Source organism: Calidithermus terrae, assembly GCF_003574345.1.
Taxonomy (GTDB): domain Bacteria; phylum Deinococcota; class Deinococci; order Deinococcales; family Thermaceae; genus Calidithermus; species Calidithermus chliarophilus.
This window is the reverse complement of sequence record NZ_QXDL01000082.1, coordinates 1-16,853: the sequence shown is the minus strand read 5'-3', so window position 1 is coordinate 16,853 and position 16,853 is coordinate 1. Positions and strand designations below refer to the sequence as shown.

Here is a 16,853-nt window from a genome sequence, read left to right as displayed (position 1 = left end):
GCGGCGGGGGCAAGGGGGCGCTGGCCCAGGGCGGGGGCTTCGACCTCGAGAAGGCCTTCGCGGGGCTCGAGGGCGCTCTCACGGGCCTGCCCCAACCTTGAAACCGGACCCGCCGGGCAGGGCGCCTTGACCAAGGCGCCCCCAACCCGGTCAAAAATTAGAACCTCATCACCCCGTTGTGACAAATAGCCTCGCGGGTGGCTCGGCCCGTTTTACAGTTGGGCTGAAGCCATGCAGTCCCAATCGCCGTACCACACCGTTGAAGCCCCCCCGGCGCTGAGGGGGCCGTTCTGGCTCGAGCGCTTTTTCCCGATGGTCGTGCTCTTCATCGCCGTCACCAGCCTGTTAGGGGTTATCGCGCTCAACCGCTACGTGGACGACTGCCAGAGGGCCGCTGCCCTGGTCGAGCACGTGCGGGCCGAGGCTTACGCGCTGAGGGCGCTGGAGGTCGAGACCGCCCAGGTCTGGCGCCCGGAGCCGAGGGCGGCGCTGGAGCAGACCAGCCGCCACGCCCGCCTCGACCTGGACGCGCTCTCCCGTCTGGTGCGGCAAGGCGGCTGGCTCGACCGCTGGCTCACGCCCCCGGACGTGGGCTCCGTGGCCGCCCGCGTGCAGGCCGCCTGGGAGAGCTACGAGGCCGCGGTGCGGATCAGCATGGACCGCCAACGGCTCGAGCCCGCCCCCGGCCCGTCGGGCTTGAGCTTCGCCGCGCTCGAGGAGGCGCTCGAGGGCGCCGCACGGCGGTACGCCGGCCTGGCCGCGCGCGCGCGGGAGGTCGCCGACTTGGCTACGGTCCTGCTCAGCTTCTCCGCGACCTTGCTGCTGCTGGGGATGGTCCACCGGATCGACCGCATCCGGCGCATCGGGCTGATGGCGGCCACCGAGCAGCGCCTGATGCGCAAGGGCGTCGAGCGCTTCCGGGCCCTGGTGCAGCACGCCTCCGACATCATCGTGCTGATGGACCGTGACGGGGTCATGCGCTACGTGAGCCCGGCGGTGGAGAAGGTGCTCGGCTTCGCGGCCGAGGAGCTGCTGGGCAAGAACGTGCGGGAGATCCTGCACCCCGACGACCGCCCCCGCGCCCGCGAGGGGCTGGCCTGGACGCTCGAGCACCCCGGCGCCCCCTACCAAGCCGAGCTGCGCCTGCGGCACCGCGACGGGGGCTGGCGCCACGTGGAGCTGCGCGGCACCAACCGCCTGGCCGACCCCGAGGTTCGGGGCGTCGTGCTCAACGTGCGCGACGTCACCGAGCGCAACCAGGCCCAGGAGGCGCTGCGGCAGAGCGAGGCCACCTTCCGCATGCTCTTCGAGGACCACCCGCTGCCCATGTGGGTCTACCACCGCCAGACCCTGCGCTTTTTGGCGGTCAACCAGGCGGCGCAGGACAAGTACGGCTACAGCCGCGAGGAGTTCCTGGGCATGACCATCCTCGACATCCGGCCCCCCGAGGAGGGCGAGGCGGTGCTGCAGGACGTCCGGCAGGAGCGGCCGCGGCTCCAGCACTCCGAGGGGTGGAGGCACCAGCTCCACGACGGGCGCGTCATCGAGGTGGAGATCGTCTCGCACACCCTCGAGTTCGAGGGCCACGACGCGGTGCTGGTCGTCGCCCACGACGTCACCGAGCGCAAGCGGCTCGAGCGCCAGCTCACCCGGCAGGCCTTCTACGACCCCCTCACCGGCCTCGCCAACCGCACCCTCTTCACCGAGCGCCTCGAGCAGGCCCTGGCCCGCTCGCTGCGCCGGGGCAAGCCGGTGGCGCTGCTCTTCCTGGACCTCGACCGCTTCAAGCTGGTCAACGACAGCCTGGGCCACGAGAAGGGCGACCAGCTTTTGGTGGAGGTGGCCCGCCGCCTGCGCGGCTGCCTGCGCGGGGAGGACACCGCCGCGCGGCTGGGCGGGGACGAGTTCACGGTGCTGCTGGAGGAGGTGCCCAACGCCGAGGTGCCCCGCCAGGTGGCCGAGCGCATCAACCAGGCCCTGGAGGTGCCCTTCGTGCTCGAGGGGCAGGAGGTCTTCGTCAGCGCCAGCATCGGCATCGCCCTGGGCAGCGGCGTGGGGCAGAGCGCCAGCGACCTGCTGCGCGACGCCGACATCGCGATGTACCGCGCCAAGAACCACGGCCGCGCCCGCACCGAGGTCTTCGACGCCAGCATGGGCGCGCAGGCCTCGGAGTACCTGCGGCTGGAGAGCGACCTGCGCCGGGCGCTCGAGCGCGGGGAGTTCCGGGTGTTTTACCAGCCGCAGTACGACCTCAAGAGCGGGAAGGTCGTGGGCCTGGAGGCCTTGGTGCGCTGGGAGCACCCCGAGCGCGGCCTGGTGCCGCCCGCCCAGTTCATCCCCATGGCCGAGGAGACCGGCCTGATCGTGCCCATCGGGCGCTGGGTGCTCGAGACCGCCTGCCGCCAAGGCAAGGCCTGGCAGGAAGCCTACCCCCACCACGCCCCCCTGGCCGTGGCGGTCAACCTCTCCATGCGGCAGTTCCGCCACCCCCGGCTGGTGGAGGAGGTGGCGGAGGTGCTCGAGCAGACCGGCCTGCCCCCGCAATTGCTCGAGCTCGAGATCACCGAGAGCGTGGTGATGGACGACGCCGAGGCCACCGTCGCCACGCTGGGCCGCCTCAAGGCCCTGGGCGTGCAGCTCGCCATCGACGACTTCGGCACCGGCTACTCCAGCCTGGGCTACCTCAAGCGCTTCCCCGTCGCGGTGCTCAAGATGGACCGCGCTTTCGTGCGCGACCTCACCGAGGCCGGCGGCGACCAGGCCATCGTCAGCGCCGTGATGGGCCTCGCCCGCGCCCTGCGCCTGCGCGTGGTGGCCGAGGGCATCGAGACCGCCGACCAGCTCGAGCAACTGCGCGCCCTGGGCTGCGACATGGGCCAGGGCTACTACTTCGCCAGGCCCATGCCCGGCCCCGCCGTGAGCGCCCTGCTCGAGGCGCCGGGCTCGAGGATGCAGCCGAAGTAGCGGGCGGCGGGTGGCAATAGGCTCGTGGCTCATGGTGGACGGCGGTAAGCTTTCAGCCGTCAGCTTGTGGACCGTAGCGCGAGGAGAGGGCGGGCACGGGGGCCCGCCCCTACGGCATACGTTTGGCGTTTGGCTATCGACCCTAGACCCCATATCGTAAGCCCGTATGCCCTGGATCACCCTCGACCTCGACGGCACCCTGGCCGACTGGCCCTTCCGCCACTGCGTGGGCCCGCTGCTGCGGCCCTATTTCCAGCGCCACCCGGACGCCTGGGCCCTTCGTCACCGCGAGTTCGTGGGCCGGATGGCCTCGGCCGAGCCGGTGCGGGCCTTCGACTGGGACGACATCCACGCGGTGATCTGCCGGGAGCTTGGCCTGGAGCCCTTCCCCAGCGTGCGCGAGCTGGTCGAGGCGGCGCAGTACGACCCCGCGCTGCTGTTCCCCGACGTGGCCCCGGCCGTCGGGCTGTGGCGCGAGAGGGGCTGGAAGATCGCGGTCGCCACCAACGGCTACGCGCTTTACCAGGGGGTGATCCTCGAGCGCCTGGGCTTCGCCTACGACCTCATGCTCGCCCCCGACCGCTGCGGCTACGTCAAGCCCCAGCCCGAGTTCTGGCGCGGGCTCGACGGGGAAGAAACGGTGCACGCGGGCGACATCCTCAGCCAGGACGTGTGGGGCGCCAACGCCGCCGGGATCAAGGCGGCGTGGGTGTGGCGCACCATGCCCGAGGAGTGGGCGGTGATCCCGGCGGCCGAGCGGGCGCGGCGCCCCGAGCTGGGGGCGATCCTCGAGCGCGAGCTGAAGCTGGAGCTCGAGTCCCACGGCAAGCCGGCGAACGCCCCCGCCCACCTGCCCCGCCCCGACTGGGTGGTCGCCGACCTGCTCGAGCTGGCTCAAGCCATGTCCTGAACAGCAATTTTCCCCACTTGCCCGCCTTTCGATTTAGGCTTTTGCTTAATCCTTTGGCGGAGGCTTTACGCCGGGCGCATAATCGGGGCAGAGGAGGGGGAGCAATGTACGGGCTGAACGAAAAAGACTTCCAAGTGAGCCAACTGCGCCGCCAAGAGTACCTGCGCGAGGCCGAGCAAGCCCGCGAGGTGAAGGCCTACCTGGCCCAAACCCGCCCCTGCCGCACCTGGCGCTTCCGCCTCGCCGAGACCCTGCTGGGGGCGGCCACGCGCCTGAGCCCCTACCACCGCGAGCTGATCCGGGGCCTGGGGGTGTCCGGGGTAAGCTTGCGCTAGGAGCCCCGTGGTCAACATCCACCTCTCCGCCGAGGACCTCGCCCGCGTCCGCTTCGCCTTCAGCACGCTGTGGGAGGCGGTGGCGAGCTACCGCGCCCTGCGCAGGCCGGAGAAGTACCCGCTGCACCTGCCCTGGATCCGCGAGGCCCGCGAGGCGCTGGAGGGGGCCGACCTGGGGCCGCTCGAGGCGCTGGTGGCGATGGGGGGGTACCCCGACTTCCTCACCCCCCCGCCCACCACGCCCCTGCCCGACTTCGCCGCCGAGGTCGAGCACCTGCTCCAGACCCCCCACGAGCTCGTCGCGCAGGACATCCGCAACGTCCTGGAGAGCTGGCCGCAGGCGGTCACCCCCGCGCTGCGCGAGGGCTTCGAGCCCTACCTGCGCGACCCCCGCGGCTCGCTCGAGCGCCTGGCCGACACCCTGCACCTCTACTGGGAGCGCACCCTGGCCCACCACTGGACGCGCCTGCGCACCCTGCTCGAGGCCGACGTGATGTACCGCGCCCGCATCTTCGCCCTGGAGGGCCCCGAAAAGCTCTTCAACGAGCTCCACCCCGCCCTGCGCTACCAAAACCGCACCCTTCAGATCGTCAAGCACGGCTGGGACAGCGAGATCGACCTCTCGGGCCGCGGGCTGCTGCTGATCCCCTCGGTCTTCGCCGACCACACCCTGATGTTCGAGCCCCCCTGGCAGGAAACCCTACAATACGGCGCTCGAGGCACCGCCGGGCTGTGGTGCCCCGAACCGCCCCCGGCGGCGGAGGCGCTCGAGAAGCTGCTGGGCCACAACCGCGCCCGGCTGCTCAAGTACCTGGTCACGCCCTCCACCACCCGCGAACTGGCCTACCTCTTCGACGTCAGCCCCAGCGCCGTCTCGCAGCACCTGGGCTGGCTGCGCGAGACGGGCCTGGTCGCCACCCAGCGCCACGGCAAGAGCGTGTTCTACAAGCTCAGCCCCATCGGGGAGAGCCTGCTCGAGGCGTACGGGGAGTTGGAGAGGCCGCTGGCGCTGGTGATTTAAGGGGTGAACGCGGGTCGTACGTCGTACGTCCTACGCCGTACGCAAAACGCAAGACGCAAGACGCAAGACGCTGACAACTGGTGGCGGATAGCTGCGTCAGGGGAAAGGTTCGCCGGATGATCGGTGCGAGGGATTGACATGGCCGCTACGCCGACCAAAATCAATTGGTTCCGGATGCGCCAGCTCGCCGTAGAGGTCGAGCAGCTCAAGGCCTCGGGTCGATGGACGCTAGCCGAGTACCGCCGGATCAACCGTGAAGCTGTGGCCGCGGGCGGCGACGCCCCTGGCGCTCGCGACTGGCTGCTGCAGGAGGCGGACCCTGCCTGGCACAAGCAGTTAGTGCGGGCTGTGCTATAGCCTTAGACCAACCCTCTCCTCGAGGAACATCCACAGGGCACCTCGAGGGGTTTTTGTGCCTCCGCAGTAGCCAACCGTGCCGAACCTTACGAACCTTACAGCACTGGTTCATCCCCGCGTGTGCGGGGAAAACAACCCCCTCCCGTGACCAGGCGGGAGGGGCATCGGTTCATCCCCGCGTGTGCGGGGAAAACAACCCCCTCCCGTGACCAGGCGGGAGGGGCATCGGTTCATCCCCGCGTGTGCGGGGAAAACGCACATCGAGCAGGGCTCCGAGTGGAGCCTGAGCGGTTCATCCCCGCGTGTGCGGGGAAAACTACAACGAGTACGGCGTCGAGATCTTCGCCAACGGTTCATCCCCGCGTGTGCGGGGAAAACCCGGGGCATTACTGATCACCTCCCGTGGCGGGCGGTTCATCCCCGCGTGTGCGGGGAAAACTGCTCCTGCTCGCGGGCCCGGCGGATGGCCGCCGGTTCATCCCCGCGTGTGCGGGGAAAACGACCTCAGCACGCTGGAGCTGCCCTCCCGGCAGCGGTTCATCCCCGCGTGTGCGGGGAAAACCGGGTGGAGTGGCGGGAGCTGCGGGCCTGCGACGGTTCATCCCCGCGTGTGCGGGGAAAACCCCAAAAACTCCTCCAGCCACTCCTTCGCGGTCGGTTCATCCCCGCGTGTGCGGGGAAAACTTGCCGGTCGGCCCGGCGGCGACGACGTCCACCGGTTCATCCCCGCGTGTGCGGGGAAAACTCGGGCCTCAACGTGCCCACCGCCACCGTGCCCGGTTCATCCCCGCGTGTGCGGGGAAAACCGGGTGGCCCGCGTCGAGGGTTCCGCCACTTTCGGTTCATCCCCGCGTGTGCGGGGAAAACCCTTGATGAAGGCCAGACCGTAGGCGTCGTCTCGGTTCATCCCCGCGTGTGCGGGGAAAACAGGGATAGGTCTATAGCGAGTGGGGCTCGGTCCGGTTCATCCCCGCGTGTGCGGGGAAAACAAGGTCGTTGTGACCTGGGCGGGGGCGACCGTCGGTTCATCCCCGCGTGTGCGGGGAAAACGGTTTGCTGCGTAATCCGTGGTTCGACCCCGCTCGGTTCATCCCCGCGTGTGCGGGGAAAACCTACGAGACTTCTTGATCTTTGCGATATCCATCGGTTCATCCCCGCGTGTGCGGGGAAAACACTTGGTTCTACCGAGAAAAACTGCCCCTCGAGCCCCCCGAAGTGTCTCGAGCCGGTTTTCAAGGATCACCAACCCCTAGGGTCGATGGACCCATCCTAGCACCGGGCGGGCGCTCACAGCCTCGAGGCCAGGTTGTCGCGGCGGAACAGGCGGAAGGCCAGGGTGAGCACCAGGGCGTTGAGGGCCCAGACCGCCAAGCCCAGCAGCAGGACTAGGCCGGTGCTGACGTACATCACGCCGGTGGCCTGCCCGATCACCAGGGCCACCACCGGCAGCACGATCACCCCGCCGAGCTGCATGGCCTCCTGGAAGGTGTTCACGCGGGCCGAGACCAGCACGGTCACGCCCAGGCTGAGCGCGGCCACGGCGGGGCCCAGCCACAGCGCGAGCGCGGCCCACAGCCAGTTGGGGAAGAGCAGCCGGCCCAGCAGGTTCCAGGCTACGAGGTTGCCCACCGCGCTGTAGACCGCGAAGCCCAGCAGCCCGATGAGCACGGCGGCCAGCCAGGGGGAGAGGGCCTTGGCGAGGAAGAGCTCGCGGTCGGAGGTGGGGGTGTAGAACAGGGCCTCGAGGGTCTTGCGCTCCTTCTCCCCGGCGAAGCTGTCGGCGGCGATCACCGAGGAGACCATCAGCGGCAGGATCAGGTAGAGCGGGGCGAAGAAGTAGACCAGCGCCAGCACCACGACCTGCTGCGCGGGGCTGTAACCCGCCACCGAGGCCCTGAGGGCGGCGGGGGCGCGCTCGAGGAAGGTCTGGAGCTCGGAGAGGGTGTTGCCGGGGAGGTTGGTGAGCTGGGGGGCGAAGCTCACCAGCAGCGGCAGCAGCACCAGCATCACGACGGGCACCAGCACGATGGGGATCATCACCCCGCGGCTGCGGGTGACGGCCAGCAGGTCCTTGCGCAGCACGGCGAACAGGGCGTCGCGGTTCACGGGGCCTCCTCGGCGTGCAGGGCGAAGTAGACGTCCTCGAGCGAGGGCTCCTCCAGGCTCACCCGGTACAGCCCGACCCCGCCCGCGGCCAGGCGGCTCACCAGCACGGGGACTTCCTCGCGCCGGACGCCGGGCACCGCCAGGCTGCCGTTCTCGAGCCGCTCGGCCTTGGGCAGCAGGCTCAGGGCGGCGGGCAGGGCGGCGGGGGTGACCTCGAGCACCAGCCGCACGCCGCCCAGCCGCCGGGCCAGCTCCTCCGGGGTGCCGATGGCCCGCAGCCGGCCCCGCTCGAGCACCGCCACCCGGTGGCAGAGCAGCTGGGCCTCGGCCAGGTTGTGGGTGGTGAGGAAGACCGTGCGCCCGGCGGCCTGGAGCCCGCGGATGAGCTCGTGGACCTCGCGCGCGGCCACGGGGTCTAAGCCGGAGGTGGGCTCGTCGAGGAAGATCAGCTCGGGGTCGTGCAGGAGCACCCGCGCCAGGGCCAGCCGCTGCTTCATGCCCTTGCTGTAGCCGCCCACCCGCTCGTCGGCCCGCCCGGCCAGGCCGAACTGCTCGAGCAGCTGCGCCGCGCGGGCGCGGGCCTGGGCGGGGCTCAGGCCGTAGAGCCGGGCGTAGATCTCGAGGTTCTCCCGGGCGCTGAGCCGCTCGTCCACGGCGGGGGTCTCGGTGAGCACGCCGGTGCGGCGGCGCAGGGCGGGGCCGTCGCGGGTGGGGGAGAGGCCCAGCACCACGGCCTGGCCGGAGGTGGGCTCGAGCACCCCGTTCAAGAGGCGCACGGTGGTGGTCTTGCCCGCGCCGTTGTGGCCCAAAAAGCCGAAGACCTCGCCCTGCGCGACCTCGAGGCCCAGCCCGTCGAGGGCCAGGGTCTCGCCGAAGCGGCGGCTGAGCTGGTGGGCCTGGATCACGGGGTTCATAGGGGTTCGCCGAGGCGGGGCACCCAGCGGGGCACGCGGCGGCAGTAGTCGGCGTACGCCGCCCCGAAGCGCCGCCTCAGGTTAGGTTCCTCGTAGAAAATGACGAAGAGATGAAAGGCCGACAAGACCAGCAGGGCGTACAGCAGCAGCCTCCACGAGCCGAAGAGCAGCGCCTCGCCCAGCAGCATCAGCCCCACGCCCAGGTACATGGGGTTGCGCACCCGGCGGTAGAGCCCCTGCACCACCAGTGTTTTGGGCGGGTCGAGGGGGGCCGGGGTGCCGCGCCCGCGGGCCGCGAAGTCCCACACGCACCCCAGGTAGACCGCGGCGCCCAGGGCGACGGGCAGCAGCCCCAGCCACTGCCAGGCGAGGGCGGGGCGGGGGTAGCTCCAGCCCAGCAGCCACAGGGGGACCCACAGCACCACCGTGGCGGGGGCCACCAGGGTGAAGAGCAGGGCCTTGAGCCAGACCATAGCGCCCTTCAGCTCGAGGCGGCGGCGCTGGACTGGTGGTCCTGCTCGAGCGCCTCGAAGGCGATCACGGCGGCCAGCGCGGCGACCTCGAGCGGCGCGGCGGTGGACAGGCGCACGTCCTTGCCGTCCACGCGCCCCCCGATGCGCCCGCTGAGGCGGTTGGGCACGGTGGTCTTGAGGCTCACATTGGCCGCCGGGCTGCTGTCATCCAGCCGAACGCGGGGGTATGAGATGCCATTCATAACTATCGTGCCACCTGCAAGCCCCGGACTTCAGTCCGAGGTAGATGACGTCGTGCCCGATCCTCGGGCCGCCCAGCCGCCCGGTGAAGCGGGTGCGGCCGAGCTCGAGGCGCAGGTCCTTGCCGAGGGTGGCCCCGCCCAGGCGCAGGCTCAGGGCCTGGGGCCCCAGGGTGCCCCGCACGTCGAAGCCGGCGTGCCGCCCCCCCACCCGCCCGCTCACCCGGCCGTCGCCGACGCTGAGGTCTACGTCCTTGCCCTGGTGCGCCCCGCCGACGCGGCCCGTGAGGCGGGCGCCGTCCCAGGTCAGGTTGACGTCGTAGCCGGCGCTGAGGCCGCCGACCCTCCCGCTGACGCGCTGCTTGGTCATCTCAGTCCTCCTCCGCGGGGGCCTCGGGCTGGGCTTTCGCCCTCAGCCGCCCCGCCCTGCGCACCGACTCGCGCAGCACGAACTCGATCTGGGCGTTGACGCTGCGGAACTCGTCGTCGGCCCAGCGCTCGAGCGCCTCGTAGAGCTCGGGGTCGATGCGCAGGAGGAATTTCTTCTTCTCGGCCATAACTACACGGCTCGTGGCGGGTGGCCTGTGGCTTGCGGCTTACTCCGGGCCACGAGCCACCGGCCCGTCAGTACAAGCTGCCCGTGTTGATGATGGGCGAGGCCTCCGACTCGGAGACCAGGGCCACCAGCAGGTTGTTGACCATGGCGGCCTTGCGCTCCTCGTCGAGGTCCACCACCCCCTCGCTCTTGAGCTGCTCGAGGGCCTGCTTGACCATGCCCACCGCGCCCTCGACGATCTTCTGCCGCGCGGCGATCACCGCCTGGGCCTGCTGGCGGCGCAGCATGGCCTGGGCGATCTCGGGGGCGTAGGCCAGGTGGGAGATGCGGGCCTCGAGCACGTCGAGGCCGGCGATCTCGAGGCGCTTGTGCAGCTCCTTGCGCAGCTCGTCGCCCACCTCGTCGGGGTTGCCGCGCAGCGACTCGGTGCCGTCGTGGGTGTCGTAGGGGTAGCGGCTGGCGAGGGCGCGGATGGCGGTCTCGGACTGGATCGCCACGAACTCCTGGTAGTCCTCCACGTCGAAGGTGGCGCGGGCGCTGTCGGTCACGCGCCAGACGATCACCGCCGCGATCTCGATGGGGTTGCCCGTCGCGTCGTTGACCTTCAGCCGCTCGGAGTTGAAGTTGTTGACCTTCAGGCTCAGCTTCTGCTTCTTGGCGAAGGGGTTGACCCAGTACCAGCCGTCGCGGGTGATGCTGCCGGTGTACTTGCCCAAGAAGGTGAGGACGCGGGCCTCGTTGGGCTGCACCACCAGGAAGCCCCCCATCAGGATGAAGCTCAGCACGATCGCGCCCAGCCCGTACAGCAGCGTGGGCAGCTCGGCCTGCTCGTTCGCGCGGCTGCCGATGACCTCGAGGACGAAGTCGCGGAATTGCAGGCCGCCCCAACCCAGCAGCCCCAGCACCAGGATCAGGCCCAGAATCCCCGGCAGCGCCAGGGCCCTCTTCTCGCGGGTGACGTTCATACGGCCTCCTATAAGCGTTGGCGATGAGCGGTGTGGGTGTGTCTAGAGCGAAGCCTGCAGGAAGCGTACCACGGCCTCCAACAGGCCCTCCGCCAGCGGCAGCTTGGGGTCGCTGTAGGCGGCGATGTTGGCCTGGGGGTCGGCGGGGGCGCGCTTGAGCACGTGGTTCATGCCCTCGACGAGCACCTTCTGGGCCTTGGGGTTGCCGGCGGCCAGGGCCTCGGCCTCGGCGGGGCTCACCTGGAGGTCGGTGGTGCCCTGCACGACGAGCACCGGGACGTTGAGCTTGCCGATCTCCCGCGCGGGGTCGTGGCGGAAGACCGAGATTAAGTAGGGCTGCACGCTGGCGCGGAAGAGCTGCGCCGTGAGCTGCGGGGGGAGCTGGATGCTGGCCTCGGGCACGGCGCGCCCGGCCTCGAGCTCCTTCACCACCCGCTCGGCCTCCGGGTACAGGGCGGGAGGGAGCTGCGGCTTGAGCTGCTCGAGCAGGATCTGCCCCAGCGGCCGGCCCGGCCCCGCCAGCGAGACGAAGGCGTCGGCCCCGGCCCGCTGGGCGGCGAGCATCCCGATGAGCGAGCCCTCGCTGTGCCCGATCACGGCCCGCTTGCCGAAGCGCCCGTCGCGGCGCAGCCACTCGAGCCAGGCCGCCGCGTCCTCGACGAAGTTCTCCAGGCGCACGTCCTCCTCGCGGGCCAGCGCGCCGGCGCTCTTGCCGATGCCCCGCTTGTCCACGCGCAGGCTGGCGATGCCCCGCGCGGCGAGCCCCTCGGCCAGCAGCTTCAGGCTGTCGTTCTTCCCGGGGAGCAGCGGGCTGTTGCCGTCGCGGTCGGTGGGGCCGGAGCCGGGGTGGATGAGGGCCACCGGGTACGGCGGGTTGGCGGCGGGCAGCTCGAGGGTGGCGTAGAGCCTGCCGGTGGGGGTCTCGAGCACCACCTCCTGGGCGGCCTCGGCTTCGCCCAGCAGCCCGGCGGCTGCGGCGATGAACCCTACGACGATGGGGATGCGTGCCATGATGCCTCCTGTTAGCAAAATGATATCACTTTGAAAGTGGATGTCAACGCCGCGTCGGGAGGGGCCCGGCGCTCCGGGGGTCCTCAGCCCGGCCAAAGCTGCCCGGTTTAGCCTGGAACCGCTATGTGGAGCCGCGTCCTGAAGATCTACCGGCAGAACAGCGGCCGGCTGCTGCTGCTGTTCTTCGGGGTGCTCCTGCCGCTGTTGATCCTGGGCGACTTGGCCGAGGACGTCCTTCAGCGGGAGGACATGCGCCTCGACCGCTGGCTGAGCGAGCGCTTCAACGGCTTCGCCGCGCCCTGGCTCGACCAGGCCGCCCTCGCGCTGCGCTTCCTGGGCGGTGTGGAGGTGCTGGGCCCCTTGTCGCTGGCGATCTTCGCCTACTTCCTCTCCACCCGCCAGCCCTGGAAGGGCTGGTTCTTCGCCTTCGCCGTGGGGGGCGCGGCCGGGCTCAACCTCCTCGCCAAGGCCTTCTTCGGGCGCGAGCGCCCCGACCTCTTCACCCCGCTGGTGCTCGAGCCCAACTACAGCTTCCCCAGCGGCCACGCCACCGGCAGCGCGGCCTTCGTGAGCGCGCTCGTGGTGCTGGCGTGGTACACCCGCTGGCGCTGGTGGGCCGTGCTGCTGGGGGTGCCCTTCGCGCTGCTGGTGGGGGTCTCGCGGGTCTACGCCGGGGCCCACTACCCCTCCGACGTGCTGGGGGGCTGGCTGGCCTCGGTGGCCTGGGTGCTGGGCCTGCGCCAGGTGCTGCGCTCGCGCATCCGCCCGGCGCTCCCCCCTTCCGGAGAACGGGCGGGTTCATGAAGACCGGAAAGCGGCTTGTGCCCCCGGCGGGGCAGGTGTAGGCTTAATTCCCTATGGAGAAGCTGCTGGCCGTTTTGCCCCCAACGGAAGACCCCGAACGGGCGCTGAGCCAGCTGCTGCCCAAGCTCGCCAAGACCATCGCCTCCGAGATCCGCCGTGCCGAAACGCCCTCCACCGAGACTTTCCTGCTGCTTTTGATGAGCCAGGAACCGAGCAACGAACCCCCCAAAGCGGAAACTCCCGACCCCAGCGTTTACCTTGGGTAGCGGCAGGCCCGGCCCACCGGACCCCCTGGGCGGGGGCCTTGGGTGCCGCCTACTCCCGCACCTCGGCCACGTCCAGCCCGGCGTAGACCTGCTCGAGGGCGAGCGTCTCCCCAAGGCAGGGGACCTCGAACCCCCCGTCGTTGACGACCTCGCTCCACACCACGTTCCAGCGGGTCCGCTGGTAGACCTCCACCCGCTTCTCCTCCTGCGAGACCAGGGCGTAGGTCTTTAGGGTGGGGATCCTGAAGTAGGCCTCGAGCTTCTCCCGGCGGTCCTTGTCGGCGGTGGAGGGGGGGAGCACCTCGAGGATGAAGCAGGGCTGGTGGATCTCGTGGGCGCTGGGCTCGTCGGCGCAGCTAATCGCCACGTCGGGGTAGTAGTAGCGGTTGAGCGCCTTGACCCAGGTCTGCATGTCGTGGAAGGCGTAGCGGCAGCCTTTGGCCCGGGCTTTGGGCCGCAGGACCTCGTTGACGTTGGCCGCGATGTCGTTGTGCGCCTGGCTCTCCCCGGCCACCGCGTACACGAAGCCGTCGAGGTACTCGTAGCGCGAGCTGGTCTGCTTCCCCAGCTCGAGCCACTCCTCGCCTGCTCAGTCGGGCGGGGCGGGGCACGCTCGCGGGCATGGTCAGTGTGATTATAGTGCGGCCCTGCCGAGCGCCATGAGCCGTACGGCGTACGCGATACGCAAGACGCCAAACGCCGGGTGCGGGTCGTACGTCCTACGCCGTACGCGAGACGCTAAAGGCCGGGGTACGTCGCTGATCGATTGCCGGGTGTAGGGGCGAGCCCCCGTGCTCGCCTTTTCTCCTATAGCTTCCTGCCCTGTACAAACCCCTTCGTGGCAAGTAGACTATGAAGGTTGTGCTGTTGCCGTTCCTCCGAGCCGGGGAGAGGCAACCCATCCCCCGAAGAGGACAATATGGAACTCAGAAACATCGCGATCATCGCGCACGTGGACCACGGCAAGACAACGCTCGTGGACGCCATGCTCAAGCAGGCCAAGGCCCTCTCCCGCCACGACGTGGGGGGCGAGCGCATCATGGACTCCAACGACCTCGAGCGCGAGCGCGGCATCACCATCCTGGCGAAGAACACCGCCGTCGTGTGGAACGACGTCAAGATCAACATCGTGGACACCCCCGGCCACGCCGACTTCGGCGGGGAGGTCGAGCGGGCGCTGAGCATGGTGGACGGGGTGCTGTTGCTCGTAGACGCCGCCGAGGGCCCCATGCCCCAGACCCGCTTCGTGCTCAAGAAGGCCGTCGAGGCGGGGCTCAAGCCCATCGTGGTCATCAACAAGGTGGACAAGCGCGACGCCCGGCCCGACGAGGTCCTGAACGAGACCTTCGACCTCATGGCCGAGCTCGGCGCCTCCGAGGAACAGCTCGACTTCCCCTACCTCTACGCCGTCGGGCGCGAGGGCGCGGCCTGGCTGGGCGAGGCTAAGAAGGACGACCTCGAGGACCTCTTCCAGGTCATCCTGACCCACATCCCCGCCCCCCGCATCGAGGAGGGCCCCTTCCAACTGCGCGTCGCCAACCTCGACTACTCCAACTTCCTGGGCAAGATCGCGCTGGGCAAGGTGCACCGCGGCACCGTGCGCAAGGGCCAGGTCATCACCATCGTGGGCGAGCACGGCAACCGCGACGTCAAGGTGGTGGCGGCCTTCACCCACCAGGGCCTCGAGCGCCTCGAGGTCGAGGAGGTGACCCCCGGCGACATCGTGGCCATCGCGGGCATGGAGGGCGTGGAGATCGGCGACACCCTCGCCGCCAAGGAGGCCCCCGAGGCCCTGCCCCGCCTGGCGGTGGACGAGCCCACCGTCAGCGTCACCATGACCCCCAACACCTCGCCCTTCGCGGGCCGGGAGGGCAAGTTCGTCACCAGCCGCCAGATCCGCGAGCGCCTGATGAAGGAGCTCGAGACCAACGTCGCACTCCGCGTCATCGAGGTCACGCCCGACACCTTCGAGCTGCACGGGCGCGGCGAGCTGCACCTGAGCGTGCTGCTGGAGACCATGCGCCGCGAGGGCTTCGAGTTCAGCGTGGGCCAGCCCAGCGTGCTGCTGAAGGAGGTGGACGGCCAGGTGCACGAGCCCTACGAGTACCTGGTGGTGGACGTCCCCGAGGCCAAGTTCGGCCCCGTGATGGAGGCGCTGGGCACCCGCAAGGCCCAGATGGTGCACATGGAGCAGGAGCCAGGTCAGGTGCGCCAGCACCCCGGCGGAGCCGGTACCCCTGGCGGGCGCGTGCGCGCCGAATTCACCGTCCCGGCCCGGGCCCTCTTCGGCTTCCGCACCCTCTTCCTCACCCTCACCGCCGGCGAGGGCGTGATGAGCCACAACTTCCACAGCTACGGGCCGCACGTGGGCGCGCTCGAGACCCGCACCACCGGCAGCGCGGTGGCGATGGAGGCGGGCGTGGCCTTCGCCTACAGCCTCCACCGCCTGCAGGAGCGCATCAGCTTCTTCATCGACCCCGGCACCGAGGTCTACGTGGGCATGATCGTGGGCGAGAACTCCCGCGACAACGACCTCAACGTCAACGTCTGCATCAACAAGAAGCTCACCAACGTGCGGGCCGCCGGCTCCGACGAGAACATCCGCCTGATCCCCCCGCGCAAGTTCACGCTCGAGGAGGCCCTGGAGTTCCTGGCCCCCGACGAGCTGCTCGAGGTCACGCCCAAGAGCCTGCGGCTGCGCAAGCGGGTGCTCGACCCCTCCCAGCGCAAGCGGGCCGAGGTGGTCTGAGCCGGCAGTGAGCCAAACCGGAGCAGGGTTTCCCTGCTCTTTTTTCTTCTACAATGTGAACATGCCCCTCGAATCCCGGCTGGATAAAACCAAATTCGAGGTCACCACCTTCGACGGGATCGATCCTGCCGAGGACCTCAGGTTCTGGCTCAAGCAGACGCCCGAGGACCGTTTCCGCGGCATCGAATTATTGAGGCGGATGTTTTATGCAACTCAGAGCCCTGTACCCCGACTTCCGCGAGTTTTTGAGGTTGCTAAACGAGAACGGAGCTGAGTACCTGCTGATCGGCGGGTATGCCGTCGGTTACTACGGCTACGTGCGGGCTACTGCCGACATGGACGTGTGGGTTTCAACCAGTGCTGAGAATGCTGAACGTGTCCGGCAGGCACTCGCTCAATTCGGGTTTGCTGCCGACGCGAGCCAGATCCGTTTTGAGCCGGGGGACATATACCGCCTGGGCGTGCCTCCCTACCGCTTGGAGATTGTGACGGAGATTGACGGGGTGGAATTCGCCGAATGCTATGCCCGACGGGTGATGGTCGAAGTTGACGGCCTAGCGATCCCGGTCATCGATTTGCTGAGCCTGCGCAAGAACAAGCTGGCCAGCGGCAGGCCCAAGGACCTCGCCGACCTCGCGGCCTTGCCCGAGCCGGATGACTCCTGAACTCCGGAACGCCGGGTTGACTTGCCGCCGAGCGCTTGACGAGGCCCCATCGGGGCCTCGAGAATCACCCTCGAGGCCACCCTATGTCCCGACGTCTCGCCCTGCGAGAGGGCAATCTCTCCCCATCTTCCGCTGTCGAGGAATGGTCGAACTGGTCGGGCGGCGTGCGATTCAGCCCTGCCGAGCGCCAGATGCCCTCGAGCGAGGACGAGCTACGGGCTCTCGTGGCCCGGGCCCCCAGCGTGCGGGTGGTGGGGGCCGGGCACTCCTTCACGCCGCTGGTGCCCACCGAGCACCTGCTGCTCTCGCTGGACCGGCTCACCGGGCTGCTGGCCCACGACCCGCAGCGGCACACCGCCACGGTGTGGGGCGGGACGCGGCTGTACGAGCTCGGGCCCATGCTCCAGGAGGTCGGGCAGGCGCTGCCCAACATGGGCGACATCGACCGGCAGAGCATCGCCGGGGCGGTGAGCACCGCGACGCACGGCTCGGGGCTGGGGCTGGGGTCGCTCGCGGCG

At 69.7% G+C, this 16,853-nt stretch carries 18 protein-coding genes and 1 CRISPR repeat array; of the genes, 9 read left to right on the top strand and 9 right to left on the bottom strand.

The features are described from left to right. The first annotated feature begins 231 nt into the window (after positions 1-231). From Mterra_RS10845 to Mterra_RS10830, 4 genes are all read left to right on the top strand, one after another. Positions 232-2,964: an EAL domain-containing protein gene (locus tag Mterra_RS10845; protein ID WP_119315204.1), complete on the top strand. Its 2,733-nt coding sequence runs from the start codon at positions 232-234 to the stop codon at positions 2,962-2,964. Between the two features lie 166 nt (positions 2,965-3,130). Continuing rightward, entirely contained in the window at positions 3,131-3,874 is a 744-nt protein-coding gene (locus Mterra_RS10840) for an HAD family hydrolase (RefSeq protein ID WP_119315203.1), read from the top strand. A 104-nt stretch (positions 3,875-3,978) separates the two neighbouring features. Then, positions 3,979-4,209: a hypothetical protein gene (locus Mterra_RS10835; RefSeq protein WP_119315202.1), complete on the top strand. Its 231-nt coding sequence runs from the start codon at positions 3,979-3,981 to the stop codon at positions 4,207-4,209. Positions 4,210-4,216: 7 nt separating this feature from the next. Continuing rightward, entirely contained in the window at positions 4,217-5,230 is a 1,014-nt protein-coding gene (locus Mterra_RS10830; RefSeq protein ID WP_119315201.1) for an ArsR/SmtB family transcription factor, read from the top strand. Between the two features lie 461 nt (positions 5,231-5,691). Further along, a CRISPR array of direct repeats spans positions 5,692-6,760; the repeat unit is 29 nt; unit sequence CGGTTCATCCCCGCGTGTGCGGGGAAAAC. Between the two features lie 114 nt (positions 6,761-6,874). Here the strand turns inward: Mterra_RS10830 and Mterra_RS10820 are convergent. The 8 genes from Mterra_RS10820 to Mterra_RS10785 all read right to left on the bottom strand — a co-directional run bounded on the left by Mterra_RS10820 (position 6,875) and on the right by Mterra_RS10785 (position 11,851). Then, positions 6,875-7,693, bottom strand: a complete 819-nt coding sequence (locus Mterra_RS10820) for an ABC transporter permease subunit (RefSeq protein WP_119315199.1) — start codon at positions 7,691-7,693, stop codon at positions 6,875-6,877. Then, positions 7,690-8,607: an ABC transporter ATP-binding protein gene (locus tag Mterra_RS10815; RefSeq protein WP_119315198.1), complete on the bottom strand. Its 918-nt coding sequence runs from the start codon at positions 8,605-8,607 to the stop codon at positions 7,690-7,692. The genes Mterra_RS10820 and Mterra_RS10815 overlap by 4 nt, the downstream gene beginning before the upstream one ends. Then, entirely contained in the window at positions 8,604-9,080 is a 477-nt protein-coding gene (locus Mterra_RS10810) for a methyltransferase family protein (RefSeq protein WP_119315197.1), read from the bottom strand. Before Mterra_RS10810 ends, Mterra_RS10815 begins: the two co-directional genes overlap by 4 nt. Positions 9,081-9,088: 8 nt before the next feature. Continuing rightward, positions 9,089-9,265, bottom strand: a complete 177-nt coding sequence (locus Mterra_RS10805) for a hypothetical protein (protein ID WP_176582525.1) — start codon at positions 9,263-9,265, stop codon at positions 9,089-9,091. Positions 9,266-9,284: 19 nt separating this feature from the next. Continuing rightward, positions 9,285-9,689: a hypothetical protein gene (locus Mterra_RS10800; RefSeq protein WP_176582524.1), complete on the bottom strand. Its 405-nt coding sequence runs from the start codon at positions 9,687-9,689 to the stop codon at positions 9,285-9,287. Between the two features lies 1 nt (position 9,690). Further along, positions 9,691-9,876 carry a type II toxin-antitoxin system antitoxin gene (locus tag Mterra_RS10795; protein WP_119315196.1) on the bottom strand — a complete coding sequence of 62 codons (186 nt, stop codon included), beginning with the start codon at positions 9,874-9,876 and terminating at the stop codon, positions 9,691-9,693. Positions 9,877-9,943: 67 nt separating this feature from the next. Further along, positions 9,944-10,840, bottom strand: coding sequence for an SPFH domain-containing protein (locus Mterra_RS10790; protein WP_119315195.1), 897 nt, complete (start codon positions 10,838-10,840; stop codon positions 9,944-9,946). Between the two features lie 42 nt (positions 10,841-10,882). Then, the gene (locus tag Mterra_RS10785) at positions 10,883-11,851 is read right to left on the bottom strand and encodes an alpha/beta hydrolase (protein WP_119315194.1); all 969 of its coding nucleotides are present in this window, start codon (positions 11,849-11,851) and stop codon (positions 10,883-10,885) included. 123 nt (positions 11,852-11,974) lie between these two features. On the opposite strand from Mterra_RS10785, the gene Mterra_RS10780 reads away from it, so the two are divergent. Then, positions 11,975-12,655: a phosphatase PAP2 family protein gene (locus tag Mterra_RS10780; RefSeq protein ID WP_119315193.1), complete on the top strand. Its 681-nt coding sequence runs from the start codon at positions 11,975-11,977 to the stop codon at positions 12,653-12,655. A 53-nt stretch (positions 12,656-12,708) separates the two neighbouring features. Continuing rightward, positions 12,709-12,921 carry a hypothetical protein gene (locus tag Mterra_RS10775; RefSeq protein WP_119315192.1) on the top strand — a complete coding sequence of 71 codons (213 nt, stop codon included), beginning with the start codon at positions 12,709-12,711 and terminating at the stop codon, positions 12,919-12,921. A 49-nt stretch (positions 12,922-12,970) separates the two neighbouring features. Here Mterra_RS10775 and Mterra_RS10770 read toward each other — a convergent pair whose 3' ends face one another. Beyond that, positions 12,971-13,444, bottom strand: coding sequence for a Uma2 family endonuclease (locus Mterra_RS10770; protein WP_245971597.1), 474 nt, complete (start codon positions 13,442-13,444; stop codon positions 12,971-12,973). 396 nt (positions 13,445-13,840) lie between these two features. Here Mterra_RS10770 and typA point away from each other — a divergent pair, with 396 nt between their 5' ends. The 3 genes from typA to Mterra_RS10755 form a co-directional block, all read left to right on the top strand. After that, positions 13,841-15,670: a translational GTPase TypA gene (typA, locus tag Mterra_RS10765; RefSeq protein WP_119315191.1), complete on the top strand. Its 1,830-nt coding sequence runs from the start codon at positions 13,841-13,843 to the stop codon at positions 15,668-15,670. A gap of 206 nt (positions 15,671-15,876) precedes the next feature. Further along, positions 15,877-16,335: a hypothetical protein gene (locus Mterra_RS10760; protein ID WP_119315190.1), complete on the top strand. Its 459-nt coding sequence runs from the start codon at positions 15,877-15,879 to the stop codon at positions 16,333-16,335. 83 nt (positions 16,336-16,418) lie between these two features. Further along, the coding region (locus Mterra_RS10755) for an FAD-binding protein (RefSeq protein WP_218022922.1) at positions 16,419-16,853 on the top strand (435 nt) is incomplete at its 3' end.